22 protein-coding genes and 1 pseudogene are annotated in these 20438 nt (G+C 67.6%); 10 read left to right on the top strand and 13 right to left on the bottom strand.

Features of this window, described 5'->3' with window-relative positions; translation table 11 throughout:
• The first annotated feature begins 64 nt into the window (after nt 1-64).
• Nucleotides 65-994 carry a LysR substrate-binding domain-containing protein gene (locus DID99_RS07395; RefSeq protein WP_006762467.1) on the top strand — a complete coding sequence of 310 codons (930 nt, stop codon included), beginning with the start codon at nt 65-67 and terminating at the stop codon, nt 992-994.
• A 159-nt stretch (nt 995-1153) separates the two neighbouring features.
• Here the strand turns inward: DID99_RS07395 and DID99_RS07390 are convergent, their stop codons facing one another.
• Complete coding sequence (locus tag DID99_RS07390; protein ID WP_124666433.1) at nt 1154-2572, bottom strand: 8-oxoguanine deaminase; 1419 nt, start codon at nt 2570-2572, stop codon at nt 1154-1156.
• 494 nt (nt 2573-3066) lie between these two features.
• Between DID99_RS07390 and uraH the strand changes: the two genes are divergently transcribed.
• Nucleotides 3067-3420: a hydroxyisourate hydrolase gene (gene uraH / locus DID99_RS07380; protein ID WP_124666431.1), complete on the top strand. Its 354-nt coding sequence runs from the start codon at nt 3067-3069 to the stop codon at nt 3418-3420.
• 53 nt (nt 3421-3473) lie between these two features.
• A complete protein-coding gene (locus tag DID99_RS07375) occupies nt 3474-4667 on the top strand; it encodes a urate hydroxylase PuuD (RefSeq protein WP_124570218.1) in 1194 nt (397 codons plus the stop codon).
• A gap of 99 nt (nt 4668-4766) precedes the next feature.
• Here DID99_RS07375 and DID99_RS07370 read toward each other — a convergent pair whose 3' ends face one another.
• The 11 genes from DID99_RS07370 to DID99_RS07320 all read right to left on the bottom strand — a co-directional run bounded on the left by DID99_RS07370 (nt 4767) and on the right by DID99_RS07320 (nt 14203).
• On the bottom strand, nt 4767-5177 hold the full coding sequence (locus DID99_RS07370) for an ACT domain-containing protein (protein ID WP_124666430.1): 411 nt from the start codon (nt 5175-5177) through the stop codon (nt 4767-4769).
• Between the two features lie 312 nt (nt 5178-5489).
• Entirely contained in the window at nt 5490-6002 is a 513-nt protein-coding gene (locus DID99_RS07365; RefSeq protein WP_124570220.1) for an ureidoglycolate lyase, read from the bottom strand.
• A complete protein-coding gene (gene alc, locus DID99_RS07360) occupies nt 5999-7012 on the bottom strand; it encodes an allantoicase (RefSeq protein ID WP_124486212.1) in 1014 nt (337 codons plus the stop codon). The genes DID99_RS07365 and alc overlap by 4 nt, the downstream gene beginning before the upstream one ends.
• 62 nt (nt 7013-7074) lie before the next feature.
• Nucleotides 7075-7596: a 2-oxo-4-hydroxy-4-carboxy-5-ureidoimidazoline decarboxylase gene (uraD, locus tag DID99_RS07355; RefSeq protein WP_044843738.1), complete on the bottom strand. Its 522-nt coding sequence runs from the start codon at nt 7594-7596 to the stop codon at nt 7075-7077.
• A complete protein-coding gene (gene puuE / locus DID99_RS07350; RefSeq protein ID WP_044843739.1) occupies nt 7593-8546 on the bottom strand; it encodes an allantoinase PuuE in 954 nt (317 codons plus the stop codon). The genes uraD and puuE overlap by 4 nt, the downstream gene beginning before the upstream one ends.
• 150 nt (nt 8547-8696) lie before the next feature.
• Nucleotides 8697-9521: an aspartate/glutamate racemase family protein gene (locus DID99_RS07345; RefSeq protein ID WP_124666429.1), complete on the bottom strand. Its 825-nt coding sequence runs from the start codon at nt 9519-9521 to the stop codon at nt 8697-8699.
• 10 nt (nt 9522-9531) lie between these two features.
• Nucleotides 9532-11016: an NCS1 family nucleobase:cation symporter-1 gene (locus tag DID99_RS07340; RefSeq protein ID WP_124486209.1), complete on the bottom strand. Its 1485-nt coding sequence runs from the start codon at nt 11014-11016 to the stop codon at nt 9532-9534.
• A 149-nt stretch (nt 11017-11165) separates the two neighbouring features.
• The gene (locus DID99_RS07335) at nt 11166-11870 is read right to left on the bottom strand and encodes a GntR family transcriptional regulator (protein WP_044843742.1); all 705 of its coding nucleotides are present in this window, start codon (nt 11868-11870) and stop codon (nt 11166-11168) included.
• 308 nt (nt 11871-12178) lie between these two features.
• Entirely contained in the window at nt 12179-13117 is a 939-nt protein-coding gene (gene ldcA, locus DID99_RS07330) for a muramoyltetrapeptide carboxypeptidase (protein WP_124486208.1), read from the bottom strand.
• 106 nt (nt 13118-13223) lie between these two features.
• On the bottom strand, nt 13224-13805 hold the full coding sequence (tadA, locus tag DID99_RS07325) for a tRNA adenosine(34) deaminase TadA (protein ID WP_052664610.1): 582 nt from the start codon (nt 13803-13805) through the stop codon (nt 13224-13226).
• Nucleotides 13802-14203, bottom strand: a complete 402-nt coding sequence (locus DID99_RS07320; protein WP_044843744.1) for a DnaJ family domain-containing protein — start codon at nt 14201-14203, stop codon at nt 13802-13804. Before DID99_RS07320 ends, tadA begins: the two co-directional genes overlap by 4 nt.
• 335 nt (nt 14204-14538) lie before the next feature.
• Here DID99_RS07320 and DID99_RS07315 point away from each other — a divergent pair, with 335 nt between their 5' ends.
• From DID99_RS07315 to DID99_RS07290, 6 genes and pseudogenes are all read left to right on the top strand, one after another.
• Complete coding sequence (locus DID99_RS07315; RefSeq protein ID WP_124666428.1) at nt 14539-15309, top strand: GntR family transcriptional regulator; 771 nt, start codon at nt 14539-14541, stop codon at nt 15307-15309.
• Nucleotides 15306-17045, top strand: coding sequence for a fumarate reductase/succinate dehydrogenase flavoprotein subunit (locus tag DID99_RS07310; protein ID WP_124666427.1), 1740 nt, complete (start codon nt 15306-15308; stop codon nt 17043-17045). The genes DID99_RS07315 and DID99_RS07310 overlap by 4 nt, the downstream gene beginning before the upstream one ends.
• A gap of 17 nt (nt 17046-17062) precedes the next feature.
• The gene (locus DID99_RS07305; RefSeq protein WP_124666426.1) at nt 17063-17308 is read left to right on the top strand and encodes a ferredoxin family protein; all 246 of its coding nucleotides are present in this window, start codon (nt 17063-17065) and stop codon (nt 17306-17308) included.
• A 38-nt stretch (nt 17309-17346) separates the two neighbouring features.
• Entirely contained in the window at nt 17347-18309 is a 963-nt protein-coding gene (locus DID99_RS07300) for a HEAT repeat domain-containing protein (protein WP_124666425.1), read from the top strand.
• The gene (locus DID99_RS07295; RefSeq protein WP_124666424.1) at nt 18306-18647 is read left to right on the top strand and encodes a gamma-butyrobetaine hydroxylase-like domain-containing protein; all 342 of its coding nucleotides are present in this window, start codon (nt 18306-18308) and stop codon (nt 18645-18647) included. The genes DID99_RS07300 and DID99_RS07295 overlap by 4 nt, the downstream gene beginning before the upstream one ends.
• Nucleotides 18648-18960 (top strand): annotated as a pseudogene (locus tag DID99_RS07290) (acetyltransferase); the annotation flags it as partial. It lies immediately after the preceding gene.
• Between the two features lie 137 nt (nt 18961-19097).
• On the opposite strand, the gene DID99_RS07285 reads toward DID99_RS07290, so the two are convergent.
• The gene (locus tag DID99_RS07285; protein WP_124486202.1) at nt 19098-19652 is read right to left on the bottom strand and encodes a TetR/AcrR family transcriptional regulator; all 555 of its coding nucleotides are present in this window, start codon (nt 19650-19652) and stop codon (nt 19098-19100) included.
• A gap of 108 nt (nt 19653-19760) precedes the next feature.
• Between DID99_RS07285 and DID99_RS07280 the strand changes: the two genes are divergently transcribed.
• On the top strand, nt 19761-20414 hold the full coding sequence (locus DID99_RS07280) for a DJ-1/PfpI family protein (protein WP_124486201.1): 654 nt from the start codon (nt 19761-19763) through the stop codon (nt 20412-20414).
• Nucleotides 20415-20438: the final 24 nt, after the last annotated feature.

Genomic DNA, 20438 nt, shown 5'->3' with positions numbered 1-20438 from the left:
CATATTAAAAACCATATACCCACCTCCCCCATCGATCAGCCCAGCCATATAAACCGGAGAAATCATGAGTCAGCAACGCGAGGCGATCGACACGTACCTCTTGCGCGTCTTGCACACCTTGTTGATGGAGCGCAGCGTCACGCGCGCGGCCGTCAAACTGAACCAGTCGCAACCGGCGATCAGCGCCGCGCTGCGGCGCCTGCGCGACATCACCGGCGACCCGCTGCTGGTGCGCGGCAAGTCCGGCATGGTCCCGACCGAATACGGGCTGCGCCTGCTCGAGCCGGTGCAGAACGCACTGCGTGAAATCGAGCGCATCAAGTTCCAGCAGCACAATTTCGACCCGGCCACGTCGATCCGCTGCTACCGGATCGGCTGCCCCGACTACCTGAACGTGCTGTTCGTGCCGACCGTCGTCGAACGCTTCCGCCAGGCGGCGCCGAACGCGACGCTCGAGTTCCATTCGCTCGGCCCCGCGTTCGATTACGAGCTCGCGCTGGAAGACGGCAAGCTCGACATCGTCGTCGGCAACTGGCCCGAGCCGCCCGAGCAACTGCACCTGTCGAACCTGTTCGTCGACGAAATCGTCTGCCTGATGAGCAACACGCACCCGTTCGCGAAGCGCGGCGGGCTCACGCTCGACCAGTACCTGAACGCGCCGCATCTCGCGCCGACGCCGTACTCGGTCGGCCAGCGCGGCGCGATCGACGTGCATCTCGCGCGCGAACGGCTCAAGCGTCACGTGGTCGTCACGCTGCCGTACTTCAACCTCGCACCGTACGTGCTGGTGAAGTCCGACCTGATCTTCACGACGACGCGCCTGTTCGCCGATCACTACGCGAAGTTCCTGCCGCTGTCGGTCGTGCCGGCACCGCTCGACTTCCCGCCGATGCAGTATTACCAGCTGTGGCACGAACGCTGCCACTACTCCGACGAAGTGCGCTGGCTGCGCAGCCTCGTCGCCGAAGCGACCCGCACGCTGATCGAGGCGTAAGCGCATGCGACGCGCGCGCCGGCCACGCCGTTGCGGGGTGGGCCGGGGTGACGCGCGGCGCGGCGCTTGGCGGCTTCAGCTTCAGCCTCAGCCGTAGCCACGGCCGCGCGCCCGATCCGCGGCGTGCGGGCGCGCGGCCTTCACCTCACGTCGACGCGGTCAGCGCGACGCCTCCACGAGTGCCTGCGCCAGCGCGTTGTGGCGCTCGATGACGGGCGGCAGGTCGAGCGTCGCGAGCCGCCCTTCCCGCACCACCACCTTCCCGTTCACCACCGTGTACGCCGTCTGCGACGGCGCGCAGAACACGAGCGCCGCGACCGGATCGTGCAGCGCGCCCGCGAACAGCGGCTGGCGCAGGTCGAACGCGGCGAAGTCCGCGGCCATGCCGGGCTTCAGCGCGCCGATGTCGTCGCGGTTCAGCACCTTCGCGCCGCCCAGCGTCGCGATCTCGAGCGCTTCGCGCGCGGTCATCGCATCGGGCCCGAAACCGACCCGCTGCAGCAGCAGCGCCTGCCGCACTTCCGCGACCATCTGCGCGCCGTCGTTCGACGCGGAACCGTCGACACCGAGGCCGACCGGCACGCCCGCCAGACGCATCTTCCGCACCGGCGCGATGCCCGACGCGAGCCGCATGTTCGAGCACGGACAGTGCGCGACGCCGGTGCCGGTGCGCGCGAACAGGCCGATCCCCGCATCGTCGAGCTGCACGCAGTGCGCGTGCCACACGTCGTGGCCGACCCAGCCGAGATCTTCCGCGTATTCGGCAGGCGTCATCCCGAACTTCTCGCGGCTGTACGCGATGTCGTTGACGTTCTCGGCCAGGTGCGTGTGGAGCGACACGCCGTAGTCGCGCGCCAGCACGGCCGCGTCGCGCATCAGGCCGCGGCTCACCGAGAACGGCGAGCACGGCGCGACGACCACCCGCAGCATCGCGTAGCGGCCGTCGTCGTGATAGGTCTCGATCAGGCGCTGCGCATCGCGCAGGATGTCGGGCTCGCGCTCGACGACCGAATCGGGCGGCAGCCCGCCGTCGCGCTGGCCGACGCTCATCGCGCCGCGGCTCGCGTGAAAGCGCATGCCGATCCGCTGCGCGGCGCCGATGCTGTCGTCGAGCCGGCTGCCGTTCGGATAGATGTACAGATGGTCGCTCGACGTCGTGCAGCCCGACTGCAGCAGCTCGGCCATCGCGGTCAGCGTCGACACCTCGATCATCTCGGGCGTCAGGTGCGCCCAGATCCGGTACAGGTTCGTGAGCCAGCCGAACAGCTCCGCGTTCTGCGCGGCCGGCACCGCGCGCGTGAGGCTCTGGTACATGTGATGGTGCGTGTTCACGAGCCCCGGGATCACGAGGTGGCCGCGCAGGTCGAGCACTTCGTCCGCAGTTTCGGGCAACTCGGCGCTCGGGCCGACCGCGACGATCCGGTTGTCTTCGATATAGAGCCCCGCGTCGCGCAGTTCGCGGCGCGTGTCGTCCATGGTCACGAGCACGTCGGCGTGCTTGACCAGCAGGGTCGTCGGGCGGGATGAGGATGGGTGCGGCGCGCGTGCGTGCGCGCCGGGGTGTTGCTCGGGATTCATGCGTTCTCCGCGTCGGTCAGCCCTTTCGGGCGGTCGCAAAGCCGTTCGAACGCTGATTCGCGGCACGCCCCGGTGCCTGCGTCCGTTCGAACGCCCTGGCCCGGTTACCCGGCGTGCTCGCCGTCTTCGGGGTGCGCCCCGGCCGCCGGGCCGACGCGCACGGCGGGAGGATCGCCGATGCGCGCGCGCCGCACAATGCGCGACGCCGAATACTGCGCTTCACGGTTTCGATATGGTACGCGTGTGGGCCGTGCAGCGGCCCGCCGGGCGCGGCGCGGCGGGTTTTTTCCCGCCGTCGACAGCGGTTCATGCGCGGCGCATTATCTTTGATATCGCGCCCGTATTTGCGCGGGGAACCTTTTTACAATGCCTGCACGGCGCTCGCTTCAATCTCGCCGACGGGTATGTAGCCACGTGACGTGGAGCCTCGATCCGCCGCACAGTCATGGATCGAGTCGCCGCCGAACCTCGCATTCACACAAGGACAATTGCGAATGGGAAAGCTCACTACCCACGTACTCGATACGGCGCACGGCCGTCCCGGCGCCGCCATCAAGGTGGACCTCTACGCGCTGGACGGCGAATCGCGCCGCGCGATCAAGACCGTGCTGACCAATAGCGACGGCCGCTGCGACGAACCCCTGCTCGAAGGTGCCGCGCTCGCCACCGGCGAATACGAACTCGTGTTCCATGCCGGCGACTACTTCGCGTCGCTCGGCGTGAAGGTGCCCGAACCGCGCTTCGTCGACCGCGTCGTGCTGCGCTTCGGCATCGCCGACACCGCATCGCACTACCACGTGCCGCTGCTCGTGTCGCCGTGGTCGTACAGCACCTATCGCGGCAGCTGACACACGCATCGGCGCCCGCATCAAAGACAACGATCTGAGTCTGGAGGAGTTTCATGGAAGGCTTCATCACCGACTGGCTGAACCTCGCGCTGCGATGGCTGCACGTCATCGTCGCCATTGCGTGGATCGGCGAGTCCTTCTATTTCGTCGCGCTCGACAACAGCCTGAAACCGCCGACCGACGCGAACCAGCGCAAGCGCGGCGTGTTCGGCGAACTGTGGCACGTCCACGGCGGCGGTTTCTACAACATGCAGAAGTACACGGTCGCCCCGCCCGAAATGCCGGATGACCTGCACTGGTCGAAGTGGCCGTCGTACACGACCTGGCTGTCGGGCTTCTCGCTGTTCTTCGTGCTGTACCTGCTCGCGCCGAACACCTACCTGATCGACAAGAGCGTGCTCGACATGGGCCCGGTGGTCGCCGTCGCGTCCGCGCTCGGCTTCCTCGCGGCCGGCTGGATCGTCTACGACACGCTGTGCCGCATCCTCGGCACCAACGATCGCGTGCTGGGCATCTGCGTCGGCCTCTACGTCGTCGTCGCCGCGTACCTCGCGTGCCACATCTTCTCGGGCCGCGCGGCGTACCTGATCGTCGGCGCGATGCTCGCGACGATCATGTCGGCGAACGTGTTCTTCGTGATCATCCCCGGCCAGCGCAAGATGGTCGACAAGATGCTCAAGGGCGAGGAGCCGAACCCGATCTACGGCAAGCGCGGCAAGCAGCGCTCGGTGCACAACACGTACTTCACGCTGCCGGTCGTGTTCGCGATGCTGTCGAACCACTATGCGATGACGTACACGAACAAGTTCAACTGGGTCGTGCTCGTGCTCATCATGCTGGCCGGCGCGCTGATCCGTCAGTTCTTCGTGATGCGTCACCGCGGCAAGCAGCTGTGGTACCTGCCGATCGGCGGCGTCGCGCTGCTGTCGGGCGCGCTGGTGTGGACGATGCCGAAGCCGGTCGCACCGGAAGCACAAGCGGCGAACGCACCGAAGATCGTGATCAACGACATCATGCCGATCCTGCAGCAGCGCTGCGTCGAGTGCCACTCGGCCAAGCCGACGCTGATGGGCAGCGCGCCCGCCGGCGTGATGTTCGACACGCCGGACGAAGTGTCGAAGAACGCGCAACGCATCTACGAACAGGCCGTGCGCCTGAAGGCGATGCCGATCGGCAACGTCACGCACATGACCGACGACGAGCGCGTGAAGCTCGCCGCCTGGTTCGAGGGCGGCGCGGCCAAGTAAGCCGCCGTGCGCCGGCCGTCGGTTGCCGGCGCAATCCTCTCCGTTCGCGGGCCCGGCAACGGGCCCGTTTTTTTGCGTGCGCGGAATGCGAGTCGTACGCTAGCCGCGCATCGCGTCGCGCTGCAGCGCGACGAGCGCATCGAGCGCGCGCGGGCCGTCGTCGAACGGCACGAAGATGTGATCGTGATACGCGGCGGCCATCACGTTGCAGCTGATGCCGGCCTCACCCAATGCCCGCGCGAACGCGGCCGTCAGGCCGACCGCGGCGAGATCCGAATGCACGGTCAGCGTGATCCATGCGGCGCGGAACAGCACGGGCCAGCCGCGACGCGCGGCCGTCGCCTCGTCGACCACGACCGTCACGCCTTCCGCTTCGCGAAAGGTCGCGATCGTTTCGGATAACGATATTTCCGTGGCGGCCGGCAGTGCGACGAATGCGAACGCACCGCGATGCAGTTCGGGCTGCAGCGTGCGCAGCAGTATCGTGAGGTCGTTTTCAGGTTGGCTCATCGGGGGAACGCGTCCGGAACCGGACGTCGGGCGGTGGCGATGCGGGCACGATAGCACGCGACCGGCCGCCTCGACGCCCCTGCAACGTCACATCCGCGTCAGCGCGACGTCGTCCGCGAGCCGGGCCGCGCGACGCGACGATGCACGGCACGGCACGGCTCGGCGACACGCCCCGATGCGACGCCGTTCGTCGCGCTGCCGCATCGTGCGTACGAGCACGCACGGCTCGTCGCGCCATGACGCGCGCGGCGCGCATAAAAAAACCCGCGCAGGTCGCGCGGGTTGCTTCGACAGGCGGGGCCGAACTGCCGCTCAGGCCGTCACTGCGTCCAGCGCGTCCTCGGTGAGCCACAGCGATTCCAGCAGGTCCTGCTCGTTCAGGTTCAGCCCGTCGCCGCCGCGATCGACGACGATGAAGTCGCTGACGCCGCCCAGCGCGATCAGCGGGTGATGCCACACGCCCTTCGCATAATTGACGCCCTGCCAGCCGCTCGTCACGAACGCGCGGATCTTCGCCGGATCGAGATCGCCGGCCGGCGCGACGACGACGAGATACGGCTGGTCGTTCAACGGCACGAACGCCTGGCTGCCGAGCGGATGGCGCTCGAGCATCTTCACCTCGAACGGCAGCGTGCGCGGCTGGCCGCGGAACAGGTTGACGAGCGTGCGGCCTTCTTCGTCGCTCACGTCGACCTTCGCAAGATCGTGAAAGCGGATCGTCGTGCCGAGATTGATCGGAATCTGCTTCGCGCCTTCGGTTTCGATCACGTCGCCGAACGCCGCGAAGGCTTCCTTGGTCAGCGGTTCGATTGCGAGCGTCTTCATTTGTCGAGCGTCCCCCACAGACGCAGGCGCGATACGCCGCCGTCCGGAATGATGTTCAGGCGCACGTGGGTCACCGGGCCCAGCGATGCGATCTCGGGTTCGAAATAGTGCTGCTTGTCCATCTGCAGCTTCTGTTCGCCGAGCAGCACCGGCCAGAACATCGACTGCGTGATCAGCGAGCTGTCGGTGCCGCCCGACACGTATGCGGCCTGGATCGAGCAGCGATCCGGATAGTTGCCCTTGAAGAACGCGGTGTCGACTTCGATCTTGCGGATCACGCCCGGCTGCGCGAGCGCGATGATCGCCCAGTCGTTGCCCGGCTCGCGGCGACGGCGGGTTTCCCAGCCGTCGCCCATGTTCACGCCGCGGCCCGGCAGCAGCAGGTTCGACGCGACGCCGAAGTGCTGGTTGTTCGCCGCCACCACGTAGCCGCCGTTCTCCATCGCCGCGAGGTCGAACTGCTCGGTCGCGCTGGCGCCGGCCCAGTCGAGCTGCGGCTGGCCGTACACGCGCAGGCGCGCGATGCCGCCGTCCGGATAGATGTTCACGCGCAGGTGCGTGAACGCGCGCGCGTCGCTCGCCGCGACGTAGTGGTGGCTGTTGCCTTGCAGCGTCGTCGACGGCACGATCTCGACCCATTCGGTCGCGTGCGTCGGCGCGCCGTCGGCCACGTACGCGGCCTCGATCGACGCGGCCGGCGGGAAGTTGCCGGTGAAGTGGCTCGTGTCGATGTCGAAGCCCTTGATCACGCCCGGACGCGCGAGCTTGACGATGCACCAGTCGTAGCCCGTCGTGCGCTTGCGGCGCGTCTCCCAGCCGTCCATCCACTTGCCGTGGTCGTCGTACTTGCCGGGAATGAAAACGGCCGGCTCGGGGTTCAGCATCCGCTCCTTCGGCGCGAAGAAGTCGTCGCTGGCCTCGAGCGCCTGCGCACCGAGACGCGGGTCGGCGAGGTTCACGTAGCGCCGCGTGAAGTCGGGTGCGTCGGGATCGAGAAGCGGAACAGCCATGATGTTTCCTTGTTTCAGTGATGCGATCAGGCCGCTGCGACGCAGCAGGCCGTCGTGAGGTGTCAGGCGTCGATCAGGTCGTCGAGGCGGAAGCGCGCGATCCGGTAGATCTGGTCGAGGCTCGCGCGCAGTTCCTCGGTGCGCGAATGATTCACGCGCGACTCGAAGTTCGCGATGATGCCGTGCCGGTCATAGCCGCGCACCGCGAGGATGAACGGGAAACCGAACTTCTCGCGATACGTGCGGTTCAGCGTCAGCAGCTTGTCGAACTCTTCCTGCGTGCACTGGTCGAGACCCGCGCCGCTCTGCTCGCGCGTCGACTCGGCCGTCAGCTCGCCGCGCACGGCAGCCTTGCCGGCCAGCTCCGGGTGGGCATTGATCAGTGCGAGCTGGCGGACTTCGCCGCCCGTCTCCACCGCGTTCGACATCGTCTCGTGCAGCGCGTCGATGCTCGCGAACGGCCGCTTGCCCGCCGCGACCTCGGCCACCCACGGCGAATGTTCGAAGATCCCCGACAGCGCCGCGACGAATGCGCTCGGCGCCATCGTGTTCAGTTGCTCCAACGTGTAACGCATCGCCTTCATGCTTTCCCTTCGTTTCGATGACTGGGCTGGTACGGATGATGTTCGCGCCAATGACGCGCGATATCGACACGCCGCGTCACCCATACGCGATCGTGCTTCTCGATGTGATCGAGGAAACGCTGCAGCCCGCGGAAACGCCCCGGCCGGCCGAGCAGCCGGCAGTGCATGCCGATCGACAGCATCTTCGGCGCCTCGTCGCCCTCCGCGTACAGCACGTCGAACGCGTCGCGCAGGTACTCGAAGAAGTGGTCGCCGGTGTTGAAGCCCTGCGGCGTCGCGAAGCGCATGTCGTTCGTATCGAGCGTGTACGGAACGATCAGCTGCGGCGACGTGCTGCCGCCCGACACCTCGACATCCATCCAGAACGGCAGGTCGTCGCCGTAGTTGTCGGAGTCGTACAGGAACCCGCCGTATTCCGCGACGAGGCGGTGCGTGTTCGGGCTGTCGCGGCCGGTGTACCAGCCGAGCGGACGCTCGCCCGTCACGCGCTCGATCGCTTCCATCCCGAGGCGCATGTGCTCGGCCTCGAGCTCGGGCGTCATGCTCTGGTAGTGGATCCAGCGCCAGCCGTGGCACGCGATCTCATGGCCGAGCTCGACGAAGGCACGCGCGAGTTCCGGATGACGCTCGATCGCCATGCCGACGCCGAACACCGTCAGCGGCAGCCCGCGCTTCTCGAATTCGCGCAGGATGCGCCACACGCCCGCACGCGAACCGTACTCGTAGATCGACTCCATGCTCATGTGGCGGTCCGGATAGGCGGCCGCGCCGACGATTTCGGACAGGAACTGCTCGGAGCCCGGATCGCCGTGCAGCACGCAATTCTCGCCGCCCTCCTCGTAGTTCAGGACGAATTGCACGGCGACGCGGGCGCGCCCGGGCCAGTTCGCCTGCACGGGATGGCGGCCGTAGCCGATCAGGTCGCGAGGATAGTTGGGATCGAGTGACATGGGTTCGAAGTGCCGCGAAAGCGTGCTGAAATAATGGGTTCGCATCGACCCGCGCGGGTGCCGGAGGCCGGCCGCACGGGCCGATGCGATGACGGCCCAGTGTAGCGAAAAGGTTAATACGCGCCCATACAGCGGCGCAGATAGTGCAGGTCAGACGGCGTGTATGTGCGGTTGCGGCAAAGCCGGGACCGGTTCCGGTGCGGCGCTCCCGCTGCGCGCCGTGGCGGCGGCCGGCACGCCCTCCGGCGGGCTGAAATGGGCGAATTCGCCGTCGTAGCGCTTCGGCAGCGGCCGCGCATAGTCGCCGCGCTTCGCGGTCGCGAGGCGCAGCGCGACGAGCGCCTCGGCCCACTTGACGGCTGCCGTGACACCTTCCACGACCGGCGCGCCGATCTGCTGCTCGATCTCGTGCGCGAATTCGGCCATCCCGGCACAGCCGAGGACGATCGCGTCGGCACCGTCCTCGTCGAGCGCGCGCCGGCATTCGTCGACGATGATCCGCCGCGCGGCCGAACCGGGCCGGTCGAGCTCGAGCACCGCGACGTCGGTCGCCCGCACGTTGCGGCAGAACCGCTTCATCCCGTAGCGCTCGGCGAGATGCCATGCCATCCCGCAAGTGCGCGCGAGCGTCGTGACGACCGAGAAGCCCGGCGCGAGCACGCTCGCCGCGTGCATCGCCGCCTCGGCGATCCCGATCACCGGCCCGCGCGCGAGTTCGCGCGCCGCATACAGGCCCGGGTCGCCGAAACACGCGATCACGTACGCATCGCAGCCGTCACGCTCGCCCTGCGCGATCTCGGCGAGCAGCCCGGGCGTCGCGAGCGCTTCGTCGTAATAGCCTTCGATCGACGGCGGCCCCATCGGCGGGCTCACCGCGACGATCTCGGTGCCTGCCGCCGCGACTTCGCGCGCGCAGCGGCCCATCGCGTCGGTCATCCGCTGCGTCGTGTTCGGATTGATCAGCTTGATCTTCATCGCGCGCTCCTCAGGCCTTCGTGCTCGCGAGCAGCCGGTAGAACACGAAGCCGAGCCCCGCGCCGATGAACCACGAGAAGTTCGCGGCGGCCTGCCAGCCCGGCACCATCACGCAGACGACGGCGATCACCGCGGCCGGCAGCAGCGCGGCGAGCGCGCGGCGGTTCACGCCGCCGGTGTACCAGTAGGTGCCGCGCTCCGACATCGTGTACAGGTCGTCGCGCACGAGCCGGCCGCGCTTGACGAGGTAGAAGTCGGCGATCAGCACGCCGTACAGCGGGCCGATGAACGCGCCGAGCACGTCGAGCGTGTAGTGGATCACGGCCGGGTTGTTGAACAGGTTCCACGGCGTGATGAAGATCGACGCGACGGCCGCGAGCATCCCGCCCGCGCGCCAGCTGATCAGCCGCGGCGCGACGTTCGAGAAGTCGAACGCGGGCGACACGAAGTTCGCGACGATGTTGATGCCGATCGTCGCGATCGTGAAGGTCAGCGCGCCGAGGATCACCGCGGTCGGATGGTCGATGCGGCCGACCGTCTCGACGGGATCGGTGATCAGTTCGCCGAACACCGGCAGCGTCGCGGCGGTGGTGATCACCGTGACGAGCGAGAACGCGAGGAAGTTGACCGGCAGCCCCCAGAAGTTGCCGCGCTTCACGTCGCCGAACGAGCGGCAATAGCGCGAGAAGTCGCCGAAATTGAGCATCGGCCCGGAGAAGTACGACACGACGAGCGACACGGCCGTGATCATCACCGGAATCACTTCCGCGCCGTGATACTTGACGCCGCCGAGGTTGAGGCCGATGTTGCGCCAGCCCGCGCGCCACACCATGTAGCCGGCCAGGATGAACATCACGACGTAGACGGCCGGGCCCGCGAAGTCGATGAACTTCTTGATCGTCTCCATCCCGTTCCAGAACACGAGCGCCTGCAGCACCCACAGCAGCATGAAGCCGGCCCAGCCGACCGCCGACAGCCCGAGGAAGCCGTAGCGATGGACGTCCGCGTACGGCAGCCATTGCGGAAAGAACTTCAGCACGACGATCACCAGTGCGCTGGACGCGAGATAGGTCTGGATGCCGTACCACGCGATCGCGATCAGCCCGCGGATCACGGCCGGCACGTTCGCGCCGAGCACGCCGAAGGTCGCGCGGCACGCGACCGGATACGGCACGCCGATCTGCTGGCTCGGCCGCGCGATCAGGTTGCACAGCCGGTTCACGATCGTGATGCCGACGATCAGCGCGATCAGCACCTGCCAGCTCGTCAGCCCGAGCGCGAACAGGCTGCCCGCGAACACGTAGCCGCCGACGCTGTGCACGTCCGACATCCAGAACGCGAAGATGTTATATGAGCCCCACGTCTGATTCTTTAGTGGTGCCAAATCTTCGTTGTACAAACGTTCGCTGTAACCGTCCGGCAACACGGGGCCGCCGCCCTCGCCGCCTTCTTCCGCCGGATACGCACTGTCGTGCGCCACACTGAACTGAGCCATGACTTCTCCTTGACGCGGCCTGGCAGCCGCTCCACCGTCATCGATATCGCTCCGGATCGTCGTCCGGAGTCGGACTGGCGGCCGGCGGCGCGAACCGCCGGCCTGCATTGCTCTCGTCGTGTGGCGCGCGGCCGGGTTCGCGTCGCCGCTCAGGCGCCGCCGAACACTTCGCGCAAATCGACCTGCCCTTGCGCGGGCCGGTCCAGCATCTTCAGTTCGACATGCTGCAGGTGGTGCGCCATCAGCGTCACCGCCCGCTTCGAATCGCCCGCTTCCAGCGCGGTCAGGATCTCGTCATGGTCGTCGCACGAGCACGGGCTGCGCCCGTGCGATTCGTACAGCGCCGACATCAGCGTCGAGCGTGCGACGAGCCCGTCGAGGCACTCGCAGAGCGTCGCGTTGCCCGTCAGCGCCGCGAGCGCCGTATGGAATTCGCCCGACAGGCGGATCCACGCCGCGAAGTCGTGCCGCTCGAACGCCTTGCGTTCCTTGTCGATCAGCGCGGCGACGCCCTTCAACCGCTTCGCGCCCGGCCCCGTCGCGAGCCGCTCGACGACGGCCAGCTCGATGATCCGGCGCATCTCGAACACCTCGTGCACATCCTGCAGCGTCGGGCTCGCGACGAACGCACCGCGGTTCGGCTCGAGATCGACCAGCTTGTCGGCGGCGAGCTGCGAAAGTGCCTGGCGGATCGTCCCACGCTTCACGCCGAACACGTCGCAGAGCTGCGCCTCCGTCAGCTTCGCGCCGGGCGCGAGCCGATGCTCGAGGATCGCGGTGCGGATCCGCTCGGCGATCGCTTCGGGACCGGCGGCGCCGGACGGATGGGTAGCGGAGTCGTTCATGTTCTGCATCGTGTGATGGTCCTCATCCTAGGACGGACATAAAGATTGTCAACAATTCTTTTCGGAGAATGCGCACAATCGGTGTGCATCGGCCTGTGCCAGAGCGATGCGCTGTGCCCGATATCCAGGCACGACAAGCCTCTCGCGTTTGCCCATGGCGGCTCACGGTGTATACCCTCCCGGCCATTTTGTTGACAAAAATGGTGCGCGCCACGACACCAACCCGATCGGCGGCGATGAAAATTTCCGACCGTTAGTTGCACATTTACTTAAAGAAAAAGGCGGGAAACCCCGCCTTTCGATGGTCCCTGCCGGCCTCAGCCGAGATGCGGATAGTCCGACAGCGTGAGCCGGAAACCGTGCGCATTCGCGACGAGCTGCGCCTGCGCGCCGAACGGCAGCGTCAGCAGGTCGGGCACGTGACCGAACTGCAGCCCAGTGACGACCGGAATGCCGATCACCGCGCGCATCTGGTCGATCATCGCCTGCATGTCGTAGCCGTTGTCGTACTCGAACGGCCGCGCGCCCGTGAACTGGCCGAGCACGAGCGCCTGCTGGCGCGCGAGCAGCCCCGACAGATGCAGCTGGTAGATCATCCGTTCGATCCGGAACGGCTGCTCGTTCACGTCCTCGATGAACAGGATGCCGCCCTCGATGTCGGGCATGTACGGCGTGCCGACGAGCGACGTGAGGATCGCGAGGTTGCCGCCCCACAGCGTGCCCGTCACGTTCACGGTCTGCACTTGCGGCGCCTCGGTGACGATCGTCGTGGTCGGCTGCGACAGCGTCCGCCAGAAGTGCTGCATCGTGAAATCGCTCGGCGTTTCCGCACCGAAGTCGGCCGACAGCATCGGGCCGCCGAAGGTCTTGATGCGCGCCTTCGCGTACAGCGCGAGCTGGATCGCGGTGAAGTCGCTGTGGCCGACGAGCGCGATCGGCTGGTCGCGCAGCCGACGCTCGAGCCCGCGATAGTCGAGCCCGTGCAGGATGCGCGCGGCGCCGTAGCCGCCGCGCACCGCGAGCGCGATATCCGGCAGCGCGCGCTCCGGATCCGCGAGACGGTTCAGGTCGCCGGCCCGCTCGCCGTCGGTGCCGCCGAAGCGCTGAAAGCGACGCTGCGTCGCCTCGATGTTCTCGATGCGCTGCTGCGCGCCGCTCAAGCGCTCGAGCGCGCGGTTGATCGCATCGGGGTCGTGCGGATAACCGGACGGCGCCAGCAGGCGGATGGTGTAGGACGCGGCGGGCTGGAAGGACATGGCGAAAGATATCGGGATCGTCAAACCTGCTTAGAGGGTCCGAACCGTCTCCGGTTCACGGAACTGCGCGGCCCGCCCGCTCCGCGCGACAGGCACGGCGGGCGCGCTATGACGCGCCGGATGCGGCGTCGCGGGCGAGCCGTGCTTCCCGCAGCGCGCGACGGCGCTCCGCGAAGAACGATTTCAGCGCGGCGCCGCACTCGTCGGCGAGCACGCCGCCGGTCACGTCGGTATGGTGATTGAGCTGCGGATTCGCGAACGCGTCGATCACGCTGCCGCACGCGCCCGTCTTCGGGTCGGCGGCGCCGTAGACGACCCGCGCGATGCGCGCGTGCATGATCGCGCCCGCGCACATCAGGCACGGCTCGAGCGTCACGTACAGCTCGCAGCCGGGCATTCGGTAATTCTGCAGATGCTGCGCGGCCATGCGCAGCGCGGCCATTTCCGCGTGGGCCGACGGATCGTGCCCGCCGATCGGATGGTTGAAGCCGCGTGCGATCACTTCGTCGCCGCGCACGAGCACCGCGCCGACCGGCACTTCGCCGGCCGCGCGCGCCTCTTCGGCGGCAGCCTGCGCGAGCCGCATGAAATGCAGGTCGCGCGCCGACACCGGCGCGGCTTCGGGAACGGGAGCATCGGGAACGACAGCCGGTCCGGCTGCCGCGTCGGGCAGCGCGTCGGCGCTCACATCGGCCCCGCTTCGGCGGGCGCGTCGTCGAGCCCGCGCTCGCACAGACGTTCCGCGATGCGCCGGCAATAGTCGCGCGGCATCACCATCGGGCCGCCGCGCAGCGATTCGAGCGCCATGTCGAGGGCGAGGATCTTCGCCTGCAGCCGGCAGCGCGCGGCGCGGTCGCTGACCGCCTGCAGTTCGTCCTGCAGGTTGCGCAGCGCGCGCAGTTGCTCGACGGCCGGCGGCACGAAGCCCGCATTCTTCAGGATACGGTTGGCCACCCGCACCTCCTCGGGTACGAGCAGGTCGTCATCCAGCGCCTGCGGCGCGCCGGTACCCGGCAAATCGTCGAACTCGCCCCGCGCGGCGGCGGCGGCAATGCGTTGTTCGACCAGTGCGTCAAGCAATCTCATCAGTCAATCGGAACAAATGCGGCAGCCGAATTCTAGCAGGGTGACGTGCGTATGACAGGCCCTTCGAACGCATGCTCGATATTGTGTTTTTTAGGGGCCGAATCGGCGCGCATGCGTGCCGATCGCCGCGACTTGCCGCTGTGCTGCGCCGCAGCAGGCTCCGCGCGGATTCGGCGCCGTTTGCGCGGGCCGTGTCGCGCCCAGTTTTTTTATTTTCGCGCGGGTCGCCGCCGCCCCGCTTTTCCGGAATCGGAAAGTCGAAATCAGAAATAGTTGGTTGGGGCGCGCGAGCGCGCTCACTACACTCGAGCCATCTTGTCATAACAAGTTGACCGATGACCCCACCCAACGTCGTGCCGCTGTCGGCGGCGCCGCTCTACGTGCAGATCAAGGACACGCTGCGCACGCGCATCCTCGACGGCACCTATGCACCACACAGCCGGATGCCGTCCGAGCACGAACTCTGCGCGATGTTCGACGTAAGTCGCATCACGGTGCGCCAGGCACTCGGCGACCTGCAGAAGGAAGGCCTGCTGTTCAAGCTGCACGGCAAGGGCACGTTCGTGTCGAAGCCGAAGGCGTTCCAGAACGTGACGTCGCTTCAGGGCTTCGCCGAGGCGATGTCGTCGATGGGCTACGAGATCGTCAACCAGCTGCGCAGCTTTCGCACCGTGAAGGCCGATCGGCACCTCGCGACGAAGCTGAACGTGCCGGAAGGCGCGCCGCTCGTCGAGATTCACCGCGTGCGGCTGCTGAACCGCGAGCCGGTGTCGCTCGAGCAGACGTGGGTGCCCGAGGCGCTCGGCAAGCGGCTCGCCGGCGCCGATCTCGCGACCCGCGACATCTTCCTGATCCTCGAGAACGACTGCGGCGTGCCGCTCGGCCACGCCGACGTATCGATCGACGCGATCCTCGCCGACGATGAAATCGTCGACGCGCTGCGCGTCGAGGAAAGCAGCCCCGTGCTGCGGATCGAGCGCCTGACGCACGACGCGTCGGGCACGCCGATCGACTACGAACACCTGTACTTCCGCGGCGACGCCTTCCAGTACCGGCTGCGCATCGACCGGCAGAAGACCCGCCAACCTGCAAGGAATCCTCAATGAATACCCATGTACTCGAATACGACATCGTCGTGGTCGGCGGCGGCACGGCCGGCCCGATGGCGGCGATCAAGGCGAAGGAGCGCGCCCCGTCGCTGCGCGTGCTGCTGCTGGAGAAGGCCAACGTGAAGCGCAGCGGCGCAATCTCGATGGGGATGGACGGGCTGAACAACGCGGTGATCCCGGGCCACGCGACACCCGAGCAGTACACGCGCGAGATCACGATCGCCAACGACGGGATCGTCGATCAGGAAGCCGTGTACGCGTATGCGACGCACAGCTTTGCGACGATCGAGCAGCTCGACCGCTGGGGCGTGAAGTTCGAGAAGGACGGCACCGGTGACTACGCGGTGAAGAAGGTCCACCACATGGGTTCGTACGTGCTGCCGATGCCGGAAGGCCACGACATCAAGAAGGTGCTGTACCGGCAGCTGAAGCGCGCACGCATCGCGATCACGAACCGGATCGTCGCGACGCGCGTGCTGACCGACGCGCAGGGCCGCGCGAGCGGCGTGCTCGGCTTCGACTGCCGCACGGCCGAGTTCCACGTGATCCGCGCGAAGGCCGTGATCCTGTGCTGCGGCGCGGCCGGCCGGCTCGGCCTGCCGGCGTCCGGCTACCTGATGGGCACCTACGAGAACCCGACCAATGCGGGTGACGGCTACGCGATGGCGTACCACGCGGGCGCGGCGCTCGCGAACCTCGAGTGCTTCCAGATCAATCCGCTGATCAAGGACTACAACGGCCCGGCCTGCGCATACGTGACGGGCCCGCTCGGCGGCTTCACCGCGAACGGCAAGGGCGAGCGCTTCATCGAGTGCGACTACTGGAGCGGCCAGATGATGTGGGAGTTCTACCAGGAACTGCAAAGCGGCAACGGCCCGGTGTTCCTGAAGCTCGACCATCTCGCGGAGGAAACGATCCAGACCATCGAGCAGATCCTGCACACCAACGAGCGGCCGAGCCGCGGCCGCTTTCACGCGGGGCGCGGCACCGACTACCGGCGCCAGATGGTCGAGATGCACATCTCCGAGATCGGCTTCTGCAGCGGCCACAGCGCATCCGGCGTCTACGTGAACGCCCGCGCGGAAACGACCGTGCCGGGGCTCTACGCGGCCGGCGACATGGCGGCGGTCCCGCACAACTACATGCTCGGCGCATTCACCTACGGCTGGTTCGCCGGACAGAACGCGGCCGACTACGTGGCCGGCCGCGCTCACGCGCCGGTGGACGACGAACAGGTCGCCGCCGAACGCGCCCGCGTGCTTGCGCCGCTCACGCGCGAGCGCGGCCTCGCGCCGGCGCAGGTCGAATACAAGCTGCGCCGCATGGTGAACGATTACCTGCAACCGCCGAAGGTGACGCGCAAGATGGAAATCGGGCTGCAACGTTTTGACGGCATTACTGAGGATATCGAAGAAATCAAGGCGGGCCACCCGCATGAACTGATGCGCGCGGCCGAAGTGCGCGCGATCCGCGACTGCGCCGAAATGGCCGCGCGCGCGTCGCTGTTCCGCACCGAGAGCCGCTGGGGGCTGTACCACCATCGCGTCGACTTTCCGCATCGCAACGATGCCGAGTGGTTCTGCCACACGTGGCTGCGCAAGGGTGCCGACGGCACGATGCGCAGCGAGAAACGACCGGTCGAACCCTACGTCGTGCCGCTCGCCGACGACGAACGCAGCGCCTACGCGCACCTGCGCATCCGCGAACCGGCCGCACACGCGGCCGCCCTCTGACTCCGAGGAGCCTTACCGTGCCCCATACCCCGCACGACATCTTCCTGCGCAGCAGCGCGCCCGTGACGATCGACGAGGACCGCTGCATCGCCGACAAGGGCTGCACCGTCTGCGTCGACGTGTGCCCGCTCGACCTGCTCGCAATCGACGTGACCAAGGACAAAGCCTACATGCAGTTTGACGAATGCTGGTACTGCATGCCGTGCGAACGCGACTGCCCCACCGGTGCGGTCAAGGTCGACATCCCGTACCTGCTGCGCTGACCTGGCGCGCCGCTTCCCCACTACCGGACTCACGACACATGAAACCTGCTTCCGACCATGCCGCGCTCGTCGCGCGCGTTGCCGCACCCGATGCATCGGTGCGCCGGATCGCGCTGCTCGAACTCGCCGATCTCGAGGATCCCGATCTCGTGCCGATCTTCGTAGCCGCGCTGCGCGACGATCCGTCCGCCGACGTGCGCGGCGAAGCCGCGCGTGTGCTCGCCGCCTGGGAGCAGCCCGACGTTGTCGACGCGCTGTGCCGCGCGCTGCTCGATCCGGACGACGACGTGCGCGCGACCGCCGCACACAGCCTGTCCGAACTGAAGGACGTCGCATCCGGCGCCGCGCTGTGCCGCTGGGTCGAGCACGCCGAACCGTTCGTGCGCGGCGCCGTGCTGCGCGCGCTGCGTGAACTGCGCGACCCCGACGCGTTCGCGCCGGCGCTGCGCGCACTCGACGCGCCGGCGTCGGCCGTGCGCGCCGAGGCCGTCGCCGTGCTCGGCTGGCTCAAGGACGCCCGCGCGCTGGCGCCGCTCGCACGCATCGCCACGACCGACACGCATGCGGACGTACGACGTATCGCGGTCGGCGCGGTCGGATTCGCGGCGTCCGCCGACACGGCCGTCGTCACCGCCTTGCTGGCGGCGCTGCGCGACGCCGAATGGCAGGTACGCGAGGAAGCGGCCGCGACGCTCGGCAAGCTGCGTGTCGCGGCCGCGCGCGCACCGCTCGTCGCCGCGCTCGACGACGATTACTGGCAAGTGCGCTTGCGTGCGGTGCGCGCACTCGGGCAATTGCGCGACGCCGCCGCGGCGCAGGCCGTCGCCGCGCTGCTGTCGCACGCGATCAGCAACCTGCGCAAGGAGGCCGCGCTCGCGCTCGGCGAACTGCGCGATCCCGCGACGCTGCCCGCGCTGCACGACGCGCTCGACGATCGCGATCCCGAAGTACGCAAGGCCGTGCGGATCGCGATCGCGCAGATCGGGGAAGATGCACGATGACGCCGCCGACCGAGATCCTGCTCGATCATGCGGCCCGCGCATTGACGCTGTGCTGGCCGAACGCCGACACGCAGCACATCGGCTATGCGCGCTTGCGCAGCGCTTGCCCATGCGCCGCATGCCGGAAGATCCGACTCGATGGCGGGCAGGTCGACGCGCCACCCGACCTGACGCTGGACGGCGTGGAAGCGGCCGGTTACGGCATCCGCCTGCTGTTCGGCGACGGTCACGCGCGCGGCATCTATCCGTGGCCGTTTCTGGCGGAACTCGGCGCAGACGAGACGGATGCGGGCGTCGCAGCGCCCGACGTGCCCGCATCCGGCCATCCCGCGAACTGACCGTCGGCGAAGCTCGATCTGGCCGTCGACGAGCACGATCGTCCGGTCGGCTTCATGCTGCTCGACGGCAGTCACATGGAAGCGCTGTTCGTCGATCCCGCGCACCACGGCGCGGGGTGTCGGGCGGCGGCTGGTCGAAGCGGCCCTCCGACGCCATCCCGACCTGTCGACAGACGTCAACGAGCAGAACGAAGCGGCGGCGGGATTCTACGAACGGCTCGGATTCGAGCGCTGCGGACGATCGGCGCGCGATGGACAAGGGCGCCCTTATCCGCTGATTCACCTTCGTTATCGTAGTGGCGGGCAAGACTGAGCAGGATCGGGACAGCGCGTGACATCGCCTTTGCGCTGCATCGAAAGCCGCGCTTTCCACCGACGCTACAACGGAGCACCCGCCCGCCTTCTACTCTGCGATACGCGAGCCATCCGTGCAGCACGGGCATCGCACCGCTACGCGCGTCGGCGTGGCAGGATGCGCTCGGCGACCGCGAACGCACGCTGCATGAAGTGGTTGAACCGCTCGGCATCGCGCCGCAGTCCGGCCTGCTGGCCGCCGATCAGACACAGGTGCGCGATCTGCCCGACGATCTCGGCTTCGCCCGGCATGCGAACCCACCGACGGGACATCTCGAGCGCGAATGCGAGACGCGTGGCATCGACGCGCTGCTGGAATTCCGCGACCAGCGCGTCCTGCAATGCCCACGCGCGGATCGCCACTTCGCGCCCCGGTCGCTTCTCTGCCGCGATGCGCAGGTAGCGCGTCAGCGTGTCGGCCGCGCCGCGGCCGTCCGCCGCGTAGGCGAGCATGCGTGCGGTGTAATCGTCCTCCCACGCGGTCAGCAACGTCCTGACGAAGTCCTCCCGATTCCGGAAGTGGTGATGGAACGAGCCGCGGGTCACGTTCAGCCGTCGTGCGAGACGCTCGGCCGAAATCCCCGCATACCCTTCCCCGTCGAGGGCGTCGAAGCCCGCGGCGATCCAGTCGTTTCGAGTCAGTGTGCGCATCGGTATCGCCATACAGGCTGTGTATGGCGCGGCATGGGCAGATAGGCTGCGAACTCTATCACGGCCGCCACCGCTTCCTGCAAGGCGCCACGACTCACGGAGTTCACGTTGAAAGACATCGCTCTCGTCGCATTCGACCAGTTCACCGACATCGACCTGTTCCTGATGTGGGACATCCTCGGCCGCAATACCACGGACTGGCGTGTCCGGATTCTCGGCGCGCAGCCGCTGTTGCGTTCCGCGCATGGTCTGGCCATCCCCGTGCACGGCCCGCTCGAGGAAGCCAATCGCGCCGACGCCGTGCTGTTCTCGAGCGGCAGGCTGGGCATCCCGGCCGCGCTCGCGAGCCCGGATTTCCTGCCGTCGTTCGATCTCGATCCGGCGCGCCAATACATCGGATCGATCTGCGCGGGCGCCTTCGTCCTGGAGCGGCTCGGGCTTTTGCCGGACCGTCGCGCAACGACGCACCCCGACGCGCGACACGGGCTGACGGATCGCGGGCTGCATGTGCCGGACCAGCCGCTCGTGTGCCACGGCAATGTTGCGACGGCGGGCGGCTGCGTGGCGGCGCTCTATCTGACGGGATGGCTCGTGGAATCGATGTTCGATGCGGACAAGCGGCGCGAGACGTTGCTGCCGGTCCTGCCCGCCGGACAACGGGAACTCTACGAGGACATCATCGAATTCAGCATTCGACAAGGACAGGGGCAGACTTCGGGCTCGATCAGGATGATCGATGCCGGCGGTCGTCGGCTGCCCTAGTGCGCGACATGCAGACGCGTCGCT

The sequence above is a fragment of the Burkholderia sp. Bp8986 genome (assembly GCF_003854225.1).
GTDB lineage: Bacteria > Pseudomonadota > Gammaproteobacteria > Burkholderiales > Burkholderiaceae > Burkholderia.
Note: the sequence above shows the minus strand (reverse complement) of the source record. Positions and strands in the feature narration are given on the sequence as shown.

Excerpts from the sequence above, each read along its gene's own strand:
- DID99_RS07395 (WP_006762467.1), top strand. The coding sequence starts at position 65 with ATGAGTCAGCAACGCGAGGCGATCGACACGTACCTCTTGCGCGTCTTG.
- DID99_RS07390 (WP_124666433.1), bottom strand. The coding sequence starts at position 2,572 with ATGAATCCCGAGCAACACCCCGGCGCGCACGCACGCGCGCCGCACCCA.
- uraH (WP_124666431.1), top strand. The coding sequence starts at position 3,067 with ATGGGAAAGCTCACTACCCACGTACTCGATACGGCGCACGGCCGTCCC.
- DID99_RS07375 (WP_124570218.1), top strand. The coding sequence starts at position 3,474 with ATGGAAGGCTTCATCACCGACTGGCTGAACCTCGCGCTGCGATGGCTG.
- DID99_RS07370 (WP_124666430.1), bottom strand. The coding sequence starts at position 5,177 with ATGAGCCAACCTGAAAACGACCTCACGATACTGCTGCGCACGCTGCAG.
- DID99_RS07365 (WP_124570220.1), bottom strand. The coding sequence starts at position 6,002 with ATGAAGACGCTCGCAATCGAACCGCTGACCAAGGAAGCCTTCGCGGCG.
- alc (WP_124486212.1), bottom strand. The coding sequence starts at position 7,012 with ATGGCTGTTCCGCTTCTCGATCCCGACGCACCCGACTTCACGCGGCGC.
- uraD (WP_044843738.1), bottom strand. The coding sequence starts at position 7,596 with ATGAAGGCGATGCGTTACACGTTGGAGCAACTGAACACGATGGCGCCG.
- puuE (WP_044843739.1), bottom strand. The coding sequence starts at position 8,546 with ATGTCACTCGATCCCAACTATCCTCGCGACCTGATCGGCTACGGCCGC.
- DID99_RS07345 (WP_124666429.1), bottom strand. The coding sequence starts at position 9,521 with ATGAAGATCAAGCTGATCAATCCGAACACGACGCAGCGGATGACCGAC.
- DID99_RS07340 (WP_124486209.1), bottom strand. The coding sequence starts at position 11,016 with ATGGCTCAGTTCAGTGTGGCGCACGACAGTGCGTATCCGGCGGAAGAA.
- DID99_RS07335 (WP_044843742.1), bottom strand. The coding sequence starts at position 11,870 with ATGCAGAACATGAACGACTCCGCTACCCATCCGTCCGGCGCCGCCGGT.
- ldcA (WP_124486208.1), bottom strand. The coding sequence starts at position 13,117 with ATGTCCTTCCAGCCCGCCGCGTCCTACACCATCCGCCTGCTGGCGCCG.
- DID99_RS07320 (WP_044843744.1), bottom strand. The coding sequence starts at position 14,203 with ATGAGATTGCTTGACGCACTGGTCGAACAACGCATTGCCGCCGCCGCC.
- DID99_RS07315 (WP_124666428.1), top strand. The coding sequence starts at position 14,539 with ATGACCCCACCCAACGTCGTGCCGCTGTCGGCGGCGCCGCTCTACGTG.
- DID99_RS07310 (WP_124666427.1), top strand. The coding sequence starts at position 15,306 with ATGAATACCCATGTACTCGAATACGACATCGTCGTGGTCGGCGGCGGC.
- DID99_RS07300 (WP_124666425.1), top strand. The coding sequence starts at position 17,347 with ATGAAACCTGCTTCCGACCATGCCGCGCTCGTCGCGCGCGTTGCCGCA.
- DID99_RS07295 (WP_124666424.1), top strand. The coding sequence starts at position 18,306 with ATGACGCCGCCGACCGAGATCCTGCTCGATCATGCGGCCCGCGCATTG.
- DID99_RS07285 (WP_124486202.1), bottom strand. The coding sequence starts at position 19,652 with ATGCGCACACTGACTCGAAACGACTGGATCGCCGCGGGCTTCGACGCC.